12 protein-coding genes are annotated in these 14,112 nt (G+C 73.1%); 7 read left to right on the forward strand and 5 right to left on the reverse strand.

The features are described from left to right. Nucleotides 1–39: 39 nt before the first annotated feature. Complete coding sequence (locus ABTZ58_RS24155) at nucleotides 40–5,019, reverse strand: ATP-dependent helicase (protein ID WP_351360306.1); 4,980 nt, start codon at nucleotides 5,017–5,019, stop codon at nucleotides 40–42. Between the two features lie 194 nt (nucleotides 5,020–5,213). Between ABTZ58_RS24155 and ABTZ58_RS24160 the strand changes: the two genes are divergently transcribed. The 3 genes from ABTZ58_RS24160 to ABTZ58_RS24170 are packed head-to-tail and all read left to right on the forward strand — an operon-like array spanning nucleotide 5,214 to nucleotide 7,119. After that, a complete protein-coding gene (locus ABTZ58_RS24160) occupies nucleotides 5,214–6,071 on the forward strand; it encodes an AraC family transcriptional regulator (RefSeq protein WP_502996117.1) in 858 nt (285 codons plus the stop codon). A 23-nt stretch (nucleotides 6,072–6,094) separates the two neighbouring features. Further along, nucleotides 6,095–6,814: an AzlC family ABC transporter permease gene (locus ABTZ58_RS24165; protein WP_351360309.1), complete on the forward strand. Its 720-nt coding sequence runs from the start codon at nucleotides 6,095–6,097 to the stop codon at nucleotides 6,812–6,814. Then, the gene (locus ABTZ58_RS24170; RefSeq protein ID WP_351360312.1) at nucleotides 6,811–7,119 is read left to right on the forward strand and encodes an AzlD domain-containing protein; all 309 of its coding nucleotides are present in this window, start codon (nucleotides 6,811–6,813) and stop codon (nucleotides 7,117–7,119) included. Before ABTZ58_RS24165 ends, ABTZ58_RS24170 begins: the two co-directional genes overlap by 4 nt. Here the strand turns inward: ABTZ58_RS24170 and ABTZ58_RS24175 are convergent, their stop codons facing one another. After that, entirely contained in the window at nucleotides 7,120–8,064 is a 945-nt protein-coding gene (locus ABTZ58_RS24175; protein WP_351360315.1) for a hypothetical protein, read from the reverse strand. A 78-nt stretch (nucleotides 8,065–8,142) separates the two neighbouring features. On the opposite strand from ABTZ58_RS24175, the gene ABTZ58_RS24180 reads away from it, so the two are divergent. From ABTZ58_RS24180 to recX, 4 genes are all read left to right on the forward strand, one after another. Further along, nucleotides 8,143–8,337, forward strand: coding sequence for a DUF3046 domain-containing protein (locus ABTZ58_RS24180; protein ID WP_309097601.1), 195 nt, complete (start codon nucleotides 8,143–8,145; stop codon nucleotides 8,335–8,337). A gap of 90 nt (nucleotides 8,338–8,427) precedes the next feature. Beyond that, complete coding sequence (locus ABTZ58_RS24185) at nucleotides 8,428–9,696, forward strand: AI-2E family transporter (protein ID WP_351360318.1); 1,269 nt, start codon at nucleotides 8,428–8,430, stop codon at nucleotides 9,694–9,696. A 958-nt stretch (nucleotides 9,697–10,654) separates the two neighbouring features. Then, entirely contained in the window at nucleotides 10,655–11,779 is a 1,125-nt protein-coding gene (recA, locus tag ABTZ58_RS24190) for a recombinase RecA (protein ID WP_351360321.1), read from the forward strand. A gap of 3 nt (nucleotides 11,780–11,782) precedes the next feature. Further along, nucleotides 11,783–12,772: a recombination regulator RecX gene (gene recX / locus ABTZ58_RS24195; protein ID WP_351360324.1), complete on the forward strand. Its 990-nt coding sequence runs from the start codon at nucleotides 11,783–11,785 to the stop codon at nucleotides 12,770–12,772. A 54-nt stretch (nucleotides 12,773–12,826) separates the two neighbouring features. On the opposite strand, the gene ABTZ58_RS24200 is transcribed toward recX, so the two are convergent. The 3 genes from ABTZ58_RS24200 to ABTZ58_RS24210 form a co-directional block, all read right to left on the reverse strand. Continuing rightward, nucleotides 12,827–13,201 carry a rhodanese-like domain-containing protein gene (locus tag ABTZ58_RS24200; RefSeq protein WP_502996118.1) on the reverse strand — a complete coding sequence of 125 codons (375 nt, stop codon included), beginning with the start codon at nucleotides 13,199–13,201 and terminating at the stop codon, nucleotides 12,827–12,829. A 38-nt stretch (nucleotides 13,202–13,239) separates the two neighbouring features. Beyond that, nucleotides 13,240–13,779 (reverse strand): cupin domain-containing protein, encoded by a 540-nt coding sequence (locus tag ABTZ58_RS24205; RefSeq protein ID WP_351360327.1) that lies wholly within the window; start codon nucleotides 13,777–13,779, stop codon nucleotides 13,240–13,242. 95 nt (nucleotides 13,780–13,874) lie between these two features. Then, nucleotides 13,875–14,096 carry a putative leader peptide gene (locus ABTZ58_RS24210; protein WP_351360330.1) on the reverse strand — a complete coding sequence of 74 codons (222 nt, stop codon included), beginning with the start codon at nucleotides 14,094–14,096 and terminating at the stop codon, nucleotides 13,875–13,877. Nucleotides 14,097–14,112: the final 16 nt, after the last annotated feature.

The following is a 14,112-nucleotide window of genomic DNA, read 5'->3' on the forward strand; positions in this document are numbered from 1 at the left end:
ACCGTGCGCGCGGACGGGACCCCTGTCGTGGTCCGGCCGTCAGGCGCGCAGGCGGAGACCTCTTGGCGTCGCGATGAAGCCCGCTCCTTCCAGGAGGGTGCCGACCGGGGAGGTGAGCGCCTGGGCGCCGTTGACGCGCTCCACCGTGACCGTGCCGAGGGAGCCCGCGCGGGCGGCTGAGGCCAGGGCTTCGGCGGCGGTGTGCAGGCGGGGATCGTCACCCGGGTCGCCGTCCGGATCGGCGGCCCAGGCGAGCAGGGTCTTGCCGCCGCGCTCCATGTAGAGCGTCAGCTCACCGTCGACGAGCACCACCAGGGAGCCCGCCTTGCGCCCCGGTTTGTGTCCGGCACCGGTCGGGGGCTCGGGCCAGGGCAGGGCCGCGCCGTACGCGTTCGCCGGATCGGCGGCGGCGAGTACGACGGCCCGGGACGCGTCCGCGCGGGTGCGACGGCCGGAGAAACCGGAGTCGTAGGCCGCTCGTCCGCCGTTCTGCCAGGGCGGGGCGGCCTGCGGTGCGTAGTCGCGGGGCGAGATCCACTCACCCGGGGCCGGCTTGGGCGCATCGTACGAGGAGCCTGCTCCGGGGAAGCCGTCGCGGCCCGGGTCGTCCGTGTGGTCGGTGGAGGGGGTGGAGTCGTCCGGCCCGGCGAAGTCGTGGGCCGGGAAGGGGCCGGGGTCGGCGCCCGCGAACGGTCCGGGAGCGGGGGTCGCGAACGGGTCGGCGCCGGTGCCCGTGAACGGGTCGGGGCCGGAAGCCGGTCCTGGCAGGGTCTCGCCGCGGTCGCGGGCGCTGGACACCGCCCGCAGCCGGTCCACGGCGCCGTCCATCGCGAACTGCGCGGCGCCGAGCCCCTCCACGACATAGCCGCGGCGGGCCTGGCCGCTCTCCTCGAAGACGGACAGGACCCGGTACGTCGCCGAGAAGCCGCCCTCGACGCCCTCCGCCGCGACCGCGCCCCTGGTGACCACGCCGTGCCGGTCCAGCAGGGTGCGGGCCAGGGCGTGGGCCCGCACGGTCGGGTCGGCCTCGTGGGGCGGGAGCAGGGACCAGCGGCCCGCGACGGTCGGCGGGCCCGAGCGGGACGCCGTCCGGGCCGCGGCCGTCAGGGAGCCGTAGCGGCCGCGCGGGACCGCGCGCTTGGCACGGTGGGCCGTGGAGCCGGCGGTACGGCCCGAGCCGAGCAGGGAGCGCAGAGGGCTGAGCGTGTCGTTGGTCAGCCGGCCCGACCAGGCCAGGTCCCACAGGGCGTCGGCCAGCTGGGGATCGGTGGCCTCGGGATGGGTGGTGGCGCGGACCTGGTCGGCGATCTGGCGGAAGAACAGGCCGTAGCCGCCGGTGAGCGTGTCCAGGACGGACTGGTGCAGGGCGGTCGGCTCCAAGGGGTGCGGGGGAGGCAGGAGCAGCGGGGCGGCGTCCGCCAGGTAGAGGGAGACCCAGCCGTCCTTGCCGGGCAGGGAGCCCGCCCCGGCCCAGACGACCTCGCCCGCGGCGGTGAGTTCGTCCAGCATCGCCGGGGTGTAGTTCGCGACCCGCGACGGCAGGACCAGCTTTTCCAGGGCGGAGGCCGGCACCGACGCCCCCTGGAGCTGCTCGATGGCGCGCACCAGGCCGTCGACGCCACGCAGGGAGTGCCCCTTGCCGATGTGCTGCCACTGGGGCAGGAACTGGGCGAGCGCGGCCGGGGGCACCGGCTCCAGTTCGTGCCGCAGGGCGGCCAGGGAGCGGCGGCGCAGCCGGCGCAGTACGGCCGCGTCGCACCACTCCTGGCCGATGCCGGCCGGGTGGAACTCGCCCTGGACCACCCTTCCCGCCGCGGACAGCCGCTGGAGGGCGCCCTCGGTGACCGCGACGCCCAGGCCGAAGCGGGTGGCAGCGGTCGCCGAGGTGAACGGGCCGTGGGTACGGGCGTAACGGGCGAGGAGGTCGCCGAGCGGGTCCTTGACGGGCTCCGTGAAGGCTTCCGGGACGCCGACCGGCAGGGCGGTGCCCAACGCGTCGCGCAGGCGGCCCGCGTCCTCGATGGCCGCCCAGTGGTCGACGCCGGCGATCCGGACCCGGATGACGCGCCGGGCACCGGCCAGCTCCTCGGCCCACCGCGGCTCGGCACCCCGCTCGGTCAGCTCCGCCTCCGTCAGCGGGCCGAGTAGGCGCAGCAGGTCGGCGACGCCCTCGGCGTCCTTGACGCGGCGGTCCTCGGTGAGCCACTGCAGCTCCCGCTCCAGCTCGGTCAGCACCTCGGCGTCCAGCAGCTCGCGCAGCTCCGCCTGGCCGAGCAGCTCGGCCAGCAGCCGGGAGTCCAGCGACAGGGCGGCGGCCCGGCGCTCGGCGAGGGGGGAGTCGCCCTCGTACAGGAACTGGGCGACGTAACCGAACAGCAGGGAGCGCGCGAAGGGGGACGGCTCGGGCGTGGTGACCTCGACGAGGCGGACCTTGCGGGACTCCAGGTCGCCCATCAGCTCGACCAGCCCGGGGACGTCGAAGACGTCCTGGAGGCACTCGCGGATCGCCTCCAGGACGATCGGGAACGAGCCGAACTCGCTCGCCACCTGCAGTAGCTGCGAGGCGCGCTGCCGCTGCTGCCACAGTGGCGTGCGCCGGCCCGGGGTGCGGCGGGGCAGCAGCAGCGCGCGGGCGGCGCATTCACGGAACCGGGAGGCGAACAGGGCCGAGCCGCCCACCTGGTCGGTGACGACCTGGTCGACCTCGCCCTTGTCGAAGACGACGTCGGCGGCGCCCACGGGGGCCTGCTCGGCGTCGTACTCCCGGCCCGTCCTCACCGGTTCCTGGTCCAGCAGGTCCAGGCCCATCAGGTCGGCGTCGGGCAGGCGCAGCACGATGCCGTCGTCGGCGTGCATGACCTGTGCGTCCATGCCGTACCGCTCGGAGAGCTTGGCCCCGAGCGCGAGCGCCCAGGGGGCGTGCACCTGCGCGCCGAAGGGGGAGTGCACGACCACGCGCCAGTCGCCGAGCTCGTCGCGGAAGCGCTCCACGACGATCGTCCGGTCGTCCGGGATGTGGCCGCAGGCCTCGCGCTGCTCGTCCAGGTACGACAGCACGTTGTCCGCCGCCCAGGCGTCCAGCCCGGCCGCGACCAGGCGCAGGCGGGCGTCGTCCTTGGACAGCGAGCCGACCTCGCGCAGGAACGCGCCCACCGCCCGGCCCAGTTCGAGCGGGCGGCCCAGCTGGTCGCCCTTCCAGAAGGGCAGCCGGCCCGGCACGCCCGGGGCGGGGGAGACCAGCACGCGGTCGCGGGTGATGTCCTCGATGCGCCATGAACTCGTGCCGAGCGTGAAGACGTCCCCGACGCGGGACTCGTAGACCATCTCCTCGTCGAGCTCGCCGACCCGGCCGCCGCCCTTCTTGGGGTCCGACCCGGCGAGGAAGACCCCGAACAGGCCGCGGTCGGGGATCGTGCCACCGGAGGTGACGGCGAGGCGCTGGGCGCCGGGGCGGCCGGTGATCTCGCCGGTGACGCGGTCCCACACCACGCGCGGGCGCAGCTCGGCGAAGGCGTCGGACGGGTAGCGGCCGGCCAGCATGTCCAGGACCGCCGTGAACGCTGACTCGGGGAGGGAGGCGAAGGGGGCGGCCCGGCGGACGGCGGCCAGGAGGTCGTCGAACTGCCAGGTGTCCATCGCCGTCATCGCGACGATCTGCTGCGCCAGGACGTCCAGCGGGTTGGCGGGGACCTTGAGGGACTCGATGGCGCCCGTGCGCATGCGTTCCGTGACCACCGCCGCCTGGACCAGGTCGCCGCGGTACTTCGGGAAGACCACGCCGGTGGAGACCGCGCCCACCTGGTGCCCCGCGCGGCCCACGCGCTGGAGTCCGGAGGCCACCGACGGGGGTGACTCGACCTGGACGACGAGGTCGACCGCGCCCATGTCGATGCCCAGTTCCAGACTGGACGTGGCCACGACCGCGGGCAGGCGGCCCGCCTTGAGGTCCTCCTCGACCAGGGCGCGCTGCTCCTTGGACACCGAGCCGTGGTGGGCCCGGGCGATGACCTGCGGCGCGCCCTGGGCGGCTCCCGAACCGCCCATGAGCTCGGCGGGGGAGTGATGCTCGTCCAGGGGCTCCCCTGTGGCCCGCTCGTAGGCGATCTCGTTCAGGCGGTTGCACAGGCGCTCGGCGAGGCGGCGGGAGTTCGCGAAGACGATCGTGGAGCGGTGGGACTGGACCAGGTCGGTGATCCGCTCCTCCACGTGCGGCCAGATCGAGGGGCGCTCGGCGCCCTCCGAGCCGTCCGACACCGGGGAGCCGCCCAGCTCGCCCAGGTCCTCGACCGGGACGACCACGGACAGGTCGAACTCCTTGCCCGACTCCGGCTGGACGATCTCCACCTTGCGGCGCGGGGAGAGGAAGCGGGCCACCTCGTCGACCGGGCGGACCGTCGCGGACAGGCCGATGCGGCGGGCGGGCTTCGGCAGGAGGTCGTCCAGCCGCTCCAGGGAGAGCGCGAGATGGGCGCCGCGCTTGGTGCCGGCGACCGCGTGCACCTCGTCGAGGATCACCGTCTCCACGCCGGTCAGCGCGTCGCGCGTGGCCGACGTCAGCATCAGGAACAGGGACTCCGGGGTCGTGATCAGGATGTCCGGTGGACGGGTGGACAGGGCGCGGCGCTCCGCTGCCGGGGTGTCTCCCGAACGGATGCCCACCTTGACCTCGGGCTCGGGCAGGCCCATCCGCACGGACTCCTGGCGGATGCCCGTCAGGGGGCTGCGGAGGTTGCGCTCGACGTCGACGGCCAGGGCCTTGAGCGGAGAGACGTACAGGACGCGGCAGCGCTTCCTGGGGTCGGCGGGGGGAGGGGTCGAGGCCAGCTGGTCCAGCGCGGCCAGGAAGGCGGCCAGGGTCTTGCCGGAGCCGGTCGGGGCCACGACCAGCACGTCCGAACCCTCGTGGATGGCCTGCCACGCGCCGGCCTGGGCCGTGGTGGGCGCGGGGAAGGCGCCCGTGAACCAGGCGCGGGTCGCGGGGGAGAAGGCGTCGAGGGGGCCGGGCGCTTTGCTGACCATGCGTCCATCGTGCACCCCGGCACTGACAACGGGGGGCCGCGGCGAGTCCGCCTGCCGTTCCGCGGCCGGGTCCGCGGAGGGCCGGCCCGTGTGCCCGCCTGCCGTCCCGCTTCCGATCGCAGGCGGGTCAGCGGAGGACCGACCGTGTGCCCGCCCGCCGTCCCGCTGCCGGTCGCAGGCCGGACAATGGAGGGATGAGCGAGCGCGCGCGGCACTGGCAGTACGAGGAACTGCCCGGGGTTGACCTGCTACGGGCCCGGTACGTGCGCAAGACCTTCGTGCGGCACACACACGAGAACTTCGTGATCGCCGCCATCGCGGACGGCGTGGAGGTGTTCCACCACGGCGGCGGCGATCAGTACGCGGGGGCGGGGGCCCTCGCGCTGGTGAACCCGGACACTCCGCACACCGGCAGGGCCGGGGTGCCCGAGGGATGGCGCTACGGGGCCGTGTATCCGTCGGCGGACGTGGTGGCGGAGATCGCGGCCGAGACGACGGCCCTGCGGGGGACGCCGGGGTTCGTCAGCCCGGTGGTGGACGATCCCTATGCCGTCGGGCTGGTGCACCAGGTGCTGCGGGCCGCCGACGAGGGCAACGCGCTGGCCGCCGACACGCTGCTGCGGGTCGCCGTGACGAGGCTGCTTCGGCTGAACGGCGGGCCCATGCCGAGGCGCGCGGTGCGCACGGCCGGGGCCGCGATCGCGGCACGCGCGCGTGGCGTGCTGGAGGAACGGATGGCGCGGCCGCCGAGCCTGGAGCAGTTGGCGACCGACCTCGGGACCAGCCCGTTCGCGCTGCTACGGGCCTTCCGGGACACCTACGGGATGCCACCGCACGCGTGGCTCACGGACGCTCGGGTCCGCAGGGCGCGGCGCCTGCTCGACGCGGGGACGGCACCCTCGGAGGTGGCCGTCGCCGTCGGATTCACCGATCAGCCGCATCTGAACCGGCACTTCAGCCGGATCGTCGGAGTACCTCCGGGGGCGTACCAGCGGGAGCGCAGGAACGAAGAAGATTCGTCGTGGCGCAAGAACGTACAAGACCCGTCGTAGCGGCCGCCCGTAGTTTTCTGTGCGTGGCAGAAACAGCTCTCAAAAATGCAGGCACCGGTGGGAATCCGGACCGGGCCGTCGTGCGGGACGCCCTGGGCGTCGGGGTGGCGGTCGGGCTCTCCGGGTTCGCCTTCGGCGTGACGTCGGCCGGGAGCGGACTCACGCTGTGGCAGACCTGTGCGCTCAGTCTCCTCGTCTTCACCGGTGCCTCCCAGTTCGCCCTGGTGGGCGCCCTCGCCGGCGGGGGCAGTCCGTTCACGGCCGCTGCGGGGGCGTTCTTCCTCGGCGTGCGGAACGCCTTCTACGGCCTGCGGCTGTCGCAGGTGCTGGCGATCCCGCGCGCGGTGCGGCCGTTCGCCGCCCAATGGGTGATCGACGAGACGGCCGCCGTCGCGCTGGCCCAGCCCACGCGCCGCACCGCACGGATCGGCTTCTGGGTGACCGGACTGAGCCTGTACGTGCTGTGGAACCTCACCACGTTCCTCGGTGCCCTGGGCGCCGAGGCCATCGGCGACACCGACGCCTGGGGGCTGGACGCCGCGGGACCCGCCGTGTTCCTGGCGCTGCTCGCACCCATGCTCAAGAGCGGCACCGAGCGGGCCGCCGCCGGACTCGCCGTCCTGCTGGGCATCGGGCTGCTGCCCGTCCTGCCCGCAGGAGTGCCGGTGCTGCTGGCCGCGCTGGCGGCGCCCGTCGTGCTGTGGGCGGACGGCCGGCGCCGGGGACAGCGGGCCGGCCGATGAACGTCTGGATCGCCATCGGCGTGACCGTCCTCGGCTGCTACGCCGTCAAGCTGGCCGGGCTGCTGGTGCCCGCCGGCGCCCTGGAACGGCCTGTCGTCAAACGCCTGGCCGCCCTGCTGCCCGTGGCGCTGCTCGCGGCCCTCACGGCCCAGCAGACCTTCGCCGACGGACAGGCGCTGGTGCTGGACGCACGGGCCGCCGGGCTGGGTGCCGCCGCCGTGGCGCTGCTGCTGCGCGCGCCCTTCCTGCTCGTCGTCGCGGCGGCCGTGGTGGTGACCGCGGGGGTGCGTGCCCTCGGTGCGTGATCAGCCGATGGGCCGGCCGTACGCGCCGAGGGTGCGCAGGGCCTCGATCGTCGCCATGGCACGGGCTTCCAGCGCCGGGTCCGGGGCCCACTGGCGCCATCGGACCGGCCAGCCGCCGTCCTCGCCCTGCTGGGCCGCGAGGTGATCCAGGGAGCGGGCCATCTCGTCGTCCGTGAACCACGCGCGCGCGAGGGAGTGCGGTGTCCGCGCGTAGTCGTACGGGAAGTGGTGCTCGCCCGGGGCGTAGCCGGGGGAGAGCGGGTACGCGTCCAGGCGCTCGGGGTCCAGTACCGCGAGGCCCTGTGCGCGTACCAGGCGGCCCAGACGGTCGGCGGCGGCCTCCGCGCGCGGGCGGTCGGGGACGGCGTCCAGGAAGGCCACGGCGGCCTCGATCTCGTACGGGTGTGACTTCTCCAGGGACTCGACCGCCTGCCAGCAGAAGTCCGTGGCCCGGAAGAGCCACGCGTGCCACACCTCGTTGCGGTGCAGCAACCCCACCACCGGCCCGGTCGCCAGCAGGTCGCTGGGCGGGTCAGCCACGACCGGCACGAACGGGGCGGTGGGACAGCCGCGCTGACCGGGGTGGACCGCCGGCAGCGCGCCGTCCGCCGTGGAGACGGACGTCAGATAGCGGCACACGCGCTCCACCCGCTGGCCCGCACACCGCCCGACGGCGTCCAGGACGCGCAGGGCGCGGGCGGTGTGCAGCGGCTGGCTGACCGGGCCGCGCAGGTCCGGGTCGAGGCCGTGGCCGTACCCGCCGTCCCCGTTGCGGTAGGCCTCCAGGGCCGTCTCCACGGGGTCGGCGGAGCCGCCGCGGAAGTGGTGCGCGAAGAGGTGCTGCTCCAGCACGCGCGCGGTGAGCCAGACGAAGCGTTCGGCACGCACCACGGGGGTGAGCGGCGGGGACGTCGGGGGGAGTGCGGATGCTCCTGTTGCGGCCATGGACCGACCGTAGGGCGCGGTAGGGCGCGCGCATGCGGTCCCGGCTCAGGCCCACCCCAGGGGCGGGATACTGGAGTCATGCGGTTGACGGTCTTCTGGCAGCGGATGGCGGAGCACTTCGGTCCGGGGGCCGCCGACACCTTCGCACGCGACCACGTGATGTCGGAGCTCGGCGGGCGCACGGTGAACGAGGCGCTGGACTCCGGCTGGGACGCCAAGGACGTCTGGCAGGTGGTCTGCTCGGTGATGGACGTGCCCCGGGAGAAGCGCTGACCGCTGCCGACGGGCCCTGGGGATCGCCGGCCGGTCACGAAGATCGCAGGCGGGCACACGGCTGTCGGTGGCGTGAGTGAGACTTGGTCCGTGGCACCCACTGACGAGACCGGGCAGGCAGCCCGGCAGGCATCCCCGTTCGACACGACGCCGCCCGCCCGGCCCCCCGCCGGCGGGACCGCCGGACCGAACGGACGCATGCCGCGCTGGCTGCCGCGCGCCATGGTGCTCGCGCTCGCGCTCGTCGCCGTCTTCCAGCTCGGCAGCTGGGCGTTCCACCAGCTCACCGGCCTGCTGATCAACATTCTCATCGCGTTCTTCCTGGCCCTCGCCATCGAGCCGGCGGTGAGCTGGATGGCCTCACGCGGCGTGCGCCGGGGGTTCGCCGCGTTCGTCGTCTTCATCGGCGTGGTGATCGTGGCCGCGGGCTTCGTCACGCTCCTCGGGTCCATGCTCGCCGGCCAGATCATCAAGATGGTCGAGGGGTTCCCGGACTACCTCGACTCCGTCATCAACTGGGTCAACGCGCACTTCAGGACGGACCTCAAGCGCGTCGACATCCAGGAGGGCCTGCTGCGCTCCGACTGGCTGCGCAACTACGTGCAGAACAGCGCCACGGGCGTCCTCGACGTCTCCGCTCAGGTCATCGGCGGCCTGTTCCAGCTGCTGACGGTCGCGCTGTTCTCGTTCTACTTCGCCGCGGACGGCCCGCGCCTGCGCCGCACCATCTGCTCCGTCCTGCCGCCCGCCCGGCAGGCCGAGGTGCTGCGCGCATGGGAGATCGCCGTGAACAAGACCGGCGGCTATCTGTACTCGCGCGGCCTGATGGCGCTGGTCTCCGGCATATCCCACTTCGTGCTGCTGCAGATACTCGACGTGCCCTACGCGCCCGTGCTCGCCGTGTGGGTGGGCCTGGTGTCGCAGTTCATCCCCACCATCGGCACGTATCTCGCGGGTGCGCTGCCCATGCTGATCGCGTTCACGGTGGACCCCTGGTACGCGCTGTGGGTGCTTATCTTCGTCGTCATCTACCAGCAGTTCGAGAACTACGTGCTGCAGCCCAAGCTGACCTCGAAGACCGTCGACATCCACCCCGCGGTCGCCTTCGGCTCGGTCATCGCGGGCACCGCGCTCCTCGGCGCCGTCGGCGCGCTGATCGCCATCCCGGCCATCGCCACCCTGCAGGCCTTCCTGGGGGCGTACGTGAAGCGCTACGACGTCACGGACGACCCTCGGGTCCACGGACACCGACGTGGTGAGGGGCCCGGCCTGGTCACGCGCGCGCGGGGGCTGTGGGCGGCACAACGGCCGGGCGAGCGACGGCACGCGGGCGAGGGCTCCGGGGAAGGCGGCTCCTGAGCGACCGGACGCCGCCGGGCCCTGCCCGGCCCCAGTGGGCCGCGGCCCGGGCTCTCCCGCTCGTCGGGCCGCAGCGGTTCGCCGCGCAGCGTCCCGTCGTCCAGCAGGGCGCGCAGCAGGTCGGCGTGGTCGGCGAAGACCGCCCGGCACTGCGTGCGTTCGGGGTGGTCGCGGTCGTTGCCGAAGAGCTGGACCGCGTGCTCGCCCTCCCTGCCCACGGAGTGCGAGAACCCCGCGACCACGACCACGACCACGAGCAGGAGCTCCAGCAGCCTGGACCGTACGGATACCTCCGGGGCGGCCGTGAGACGGATCAGGTACGGCAGGGCCGCAGGCATGGCCGAGCCCATCTGGAAGACCCCGTCCATGAGGACGTTGCAGAGCACCCTCTCCGCCTCGGCGGCCGCGGCCCGATCGAGCAGTCCGCGCAGCAGCGCCGGAATCCCGGCGGGGCACCCGGGGAACGTCGTCCAGACGATCCTGTCGCAGCCGAGCAGCGCGGGATGCTCCCGGCCGGCTCCGCCGCGGGGAACTCCTGGAGGAACCGTGTGACGAAGGCCCGCTTGGCCGCCGCGTCGACCCGGCACATCCGTCTGTCTCCCCCTGTCGGTATGACCGCGGCCGTAAGGGGGCACGGTACTTCGGCGCGGTCGGCCGTGTCCGGGCCGGTCTGCCCGGTCGGTCTGCCCGGTCGGGCGTGCCCGGGCCGGGCCGAGCGTTCGGCACGGGAACCGGGGAACCTGTGCTTCAGGTGCCGTGTGGTGCGCTTGACACGAAAATCGAACATCTATTCTTATGGGGGCACCGGCCAGGCTCAACGACGGGCGTTTCGACGTAGTTTGGGTGGAGAAGTGCCCGAGTTATCCACAGGCCGGACGTGCGTCGAGGCGCATTGTCAGTGGCAGGCGTTAGCGTCTTTGACGTGAAGCGATCGACTCAAGCAAATCGGGTGGAACCCATGGCAGGAACCGACCGCGAGAAGGCCCTGGATGCCGCGCTCGCACAGATTGAACGGCAATTCGGGAAGGGCGCGGTCATGCGCATGGGCGACCGTACCCAGGAGCCCATCGAGGTCATCTCGACCGGATCCACCGCCCTGGACGTGGCCCTCGGCGTGGGTGGCCTGCCGCGCGGCCGCGTCGTCGAGATCTACGGACCGGAATCCTCCGGTAAGACCACCCTGACCCTCCACGCGGTGGCGAACGCGCAGAAGGCCGGCGGCCAGGTCGCCTTCGTCGACGCGGAGCACGCCCTCGACCCCGAGTACGCGAAGAAGCTCGGCGTCGACATCGACAACCTCATCCTCTCCCAGCCGGACAACGGCGAGCAGGCCCTGGAGATCGTGGACATGCTGGTCCGCTCCGGCGCCCTCGACCTCATCGTCATCGACTCCGTCGCCGCGCTCGTCCCGCGCGCGGAGATCGAGGGCGAGATGGGCGACAGCCACGTGGGTCTGCAGGCTCGCCTGATGAGCCAGGCCCTGCGGAAGATCACCAGCGCGCTCAACCAGTCCAAGACCACCGCGATCTTCATCAACCAGCTCCGCGAGAAGATCGGCGTGATGTTCGGCTCCCCGGAGACCACGACCGGTGGCCGGGCCCTGAAGTTCTACGCCTCGGTGCGCATCGACATCCGCCGCATCGAGACCCTGAAGGACGGCACGGAGGCGGTCGGCAACCGCACCCGCTGCAAGGTCGTCAAGAACAAGGTCGCGCCGCCCTTCAAGCAGGCCGAGTTCGACATCCTCTACGGCCAGGGCATCAGCCGCGAGGGCGGCCTGATCGACATGGGCGTGGAGCACGGCTTCGTCCGCAAGGCCGGCGCCTGGTACACGTACGAGGGCGACCAGCTCGGCCAGGGCAAGGAGAACGCGCGCAACTTCCTGAAGGACAACCCCGACCTGGCCAACGAGATCGAGAAGAAGATCAAGGAGAAGCTGGGCGTCGGCGTGCGTCCCGAGGCGCCGGCCGCCGAGCCGGGCACGGACGCCGCCGTTGCCGCCCCGGCCGACGCGGCCCCGGCCGTCCCCGCCCCGGCGGCGGCCAAGGCCACCAAGACCAAGGCCGCCGCAGCCAAGAGCTGACCCGTGACACGACGAACCGACTGGGCGGAGTACGAGTACGCCGCCTCCGGTGCCCCACGGGGGAGGGGCACCGGAGGAGGAACGGGCTCGTCCGTGGACGGGGAGGGCACGCACGAGGACATCGCGCTGTACGGGGGTGACCGGCTGCACAGGGGTGACCGGCTGCGAGGGGGCAGCGGTCCGCACGGGGATGACGGCCTGTACGGGCACGACGACCTGGACGGGGACGAAGGCCCGGGCAGGGGCGAAGGCCTGGGCGGGGACCGTGAAGCCTACGGCCGTGGTGACCCCCGGGAGGGCGACGGTCCGCACGGGGGTAGCGGTCCGCACGGGGACGAAAGACCGTACGGGGGAGGCACTCCCAGGGGCGACTCGCGTGGCGGCGGGACGCGCCGGGGGCGTGGGCGGCGTCGGCGTGGCTTCGGTGAGGCGGCCGACGCCGAGGACGGAGGTGCCCTTTCCTCGTCGAGGGCCGAGCAGGAGGCGCCTCCGGGGGACCCGGTCGAGCAGGCTCGGGCGATCTGCCTGCGCCTGCTGACCGGGACCCCACGGACGCGCAAGCAGCTCGCCGACGCCCTGCGCAAGCGGCAGATCCCGGACGAGGCCGCGGAGGAGGTGCTGTCGCGGTTCGAGGAGGTCGGGCTCATCAATGACGGCGCCTTCGCCGACGCCTGGGTGGAGTCCCGTCACCATGGACGAGGACTGGCCCGACGGGCGCTCGCCCAGGAGCTGCGCACCAAGGGCGTCGACTCCACGCTGATCGACGCGGCCGTCTCGCAGCTCGACTCCGAGCAGGAGGAGACGACCGCGCGGGAGCTCGTCGACCGCAAGCTGCGATCGACCCGTGGGCTCGACCGGGACAAGCGGCTGCGCCGCCTCGCCGGCATGCTCGCCCGCAAGGGATACCCGGAGGGCATGGCGCTGCGCGTCGTCCGGCAGGCGCTGGAAGAGGAGGGCGAGGACACGGACTTTCCGGTGGGCGAGGAGTTCTGAGCCGGAGGCCGGCCTGAGCCGGAGGCCGGCTGACGCACCTCACGGGTATCCGACTCACTCCACCGGAAGCCCCGCCTCCCGCCATGCCTGGAACCCGCCCACCAGATCCGTGGCCCGGTGCAGTCCCAGCTGGTGCAGGGACTGCACGGCCAGGCTGGACGCGTATCCCTCGTTGCAGAACACCACCACGCGCAGGGCATGACTCGTGGCTTCGGGAAGACGGTGGCTTCCCTGCGGGTCGAGGCGCCATTCCAGTTCGTTGCGCTCGACGACGACGGCACCGGGGACGAGACCGTCCCGTTCCCGCAGGGCGGCGTAACGGATGTCCACCAGCAGCGCGTCGCCGGCCCGGGCGGCCTCGTACGCCTCCCGCGGCTCGATGCGCTCGTACCCGGCGCGTACGCGCTCCAGCAGTTCGTCGATTCCCACGGGAGGCCGGACCTCGCCGCTTCCAGACCCAGAAGCGCTCACTGCCAGTCCTCCGGTCGCTCCACCTGCTCCAGGCGCAGGATCGGCCCGCTGCGGCTGTAGCGGCGGATCTGCGGCAGGGGAGGGTAGTAGGCGTGGACGGAGACGGCGTGCCGGTCGCGGGACTCGTTGAGCACCTCGTGGACGTGGTGGCGTCCGAAGGCGCGGCCCTGACCGGCCGGCAGCCGCCGTTCCCGGTCCACCCCCTCGGTGAGTTCGAGCGTTTTCCAGCCGTCGGTGGGCAGCCGCGCGGCGAGTGAGTTCTCCTTGAGCTCGCCCGACGCGGTCAGGAAGGCACCGACCGAGTCGGCGTGGTCGTGCCAGCCGGTGCCCGTGCCGGGCGGCCAGCCGATCAGCCAGGCCTCACTGCCGCCGGGACCGTCCAGCCGCACCCAGGTGCGGCCCTCCGGGTCGAGCGGCAGGGAGGCGATCAGCTCGCTGTCGGCGGCCGTGCGCCGGACGAAGTCGTAGAGGTCGGCCTGTGTGGGAACCGAACGGGAGGAGGAGACAGAGGGGGGCGCGGAAGGGGATACAGACACGGGTGCCGTCCTGATGGTCCTGATGAGGGTTCGCGAAGAGCGCGCGGCAGTCGACGCGGAGGGCGCGGCGCACGCAGGGGAAGAAGGATGCGAAGTCAGCAGGACGGGCGACACACGCAGCCCGCATAGCGGAGGAGGTCCATATGGACCCTCCGCCACAGGCGCACACAGGTGTCGGTCACGCACCGGAGTACACCATGACCGCCCGGACCGGTCAACTCACTGTCACCATGCGGACGCACCGTGACAGTGAGGCCGTCACTCCCCGTGCCGGTATCAGGGCGCGCAGGCGCGCGGGGCGCGCTGGTCGCGCGCACGCCCGGCGTCAGGACA

This window comes from Streptomyces sp. NPDC094143, from assembly GCF_040303825.1.
GTDB lineage: Bacteria > Actinomycetota > Actinomycetes > Streptomycetales > Streptomycetaceae > Streptomyces.

What these genes read in the sequence shown, in the direction of transcription:
- ABTZ58_RS24155 (WP_351360306.1), bottom strand. Translation starts at nt 5,019, where the DNA reads ATGGTCAGCAAAGCGCCCGGCCCCCTCGACGCCTTCTCCCCCGCGACC.
- ABTZ58_RS24160 (WP_502996117.1), top strand. Translation starts at nt 5,214, where the DNA reads ATGAGCGAGCGCGCGCGGCACTGGCAGTACGAGGAACTGCCCGGGGTT.
- ABTZ58_RS24170 (WP_351360312.1), top strand. Translation starts at nt 6,811, where the DNA reads ATGAACGTCTGGATCGCCATCGGCGTGACCGTCCTCGGCTGCTACGCC.
- ABTZ58_RS24175 (WP_351360315.1), bottom strand. Translation starts at nt 8,064, where the DNA reads ATGGCCGCAACAGGAGCATCCGCACTCCCCCCGACGTCCCCGCCGCTC.
- ABTZ58_RS24180 (WP_309097601.1), top strand. Translation starts at nt 8,143, where the DNA reads ATGCGGTTGACGGTCTTCTGGCAGCGGATGGCGGAGCACTTCGGTCCG.
- recA (WP_351360321.1), top strand. Translation starts at nt 10,655, where the DNA reads ATGGCAGGAACCGACCGCGAGAAGGCCCTGGATGCCGCGCTCGCACAG.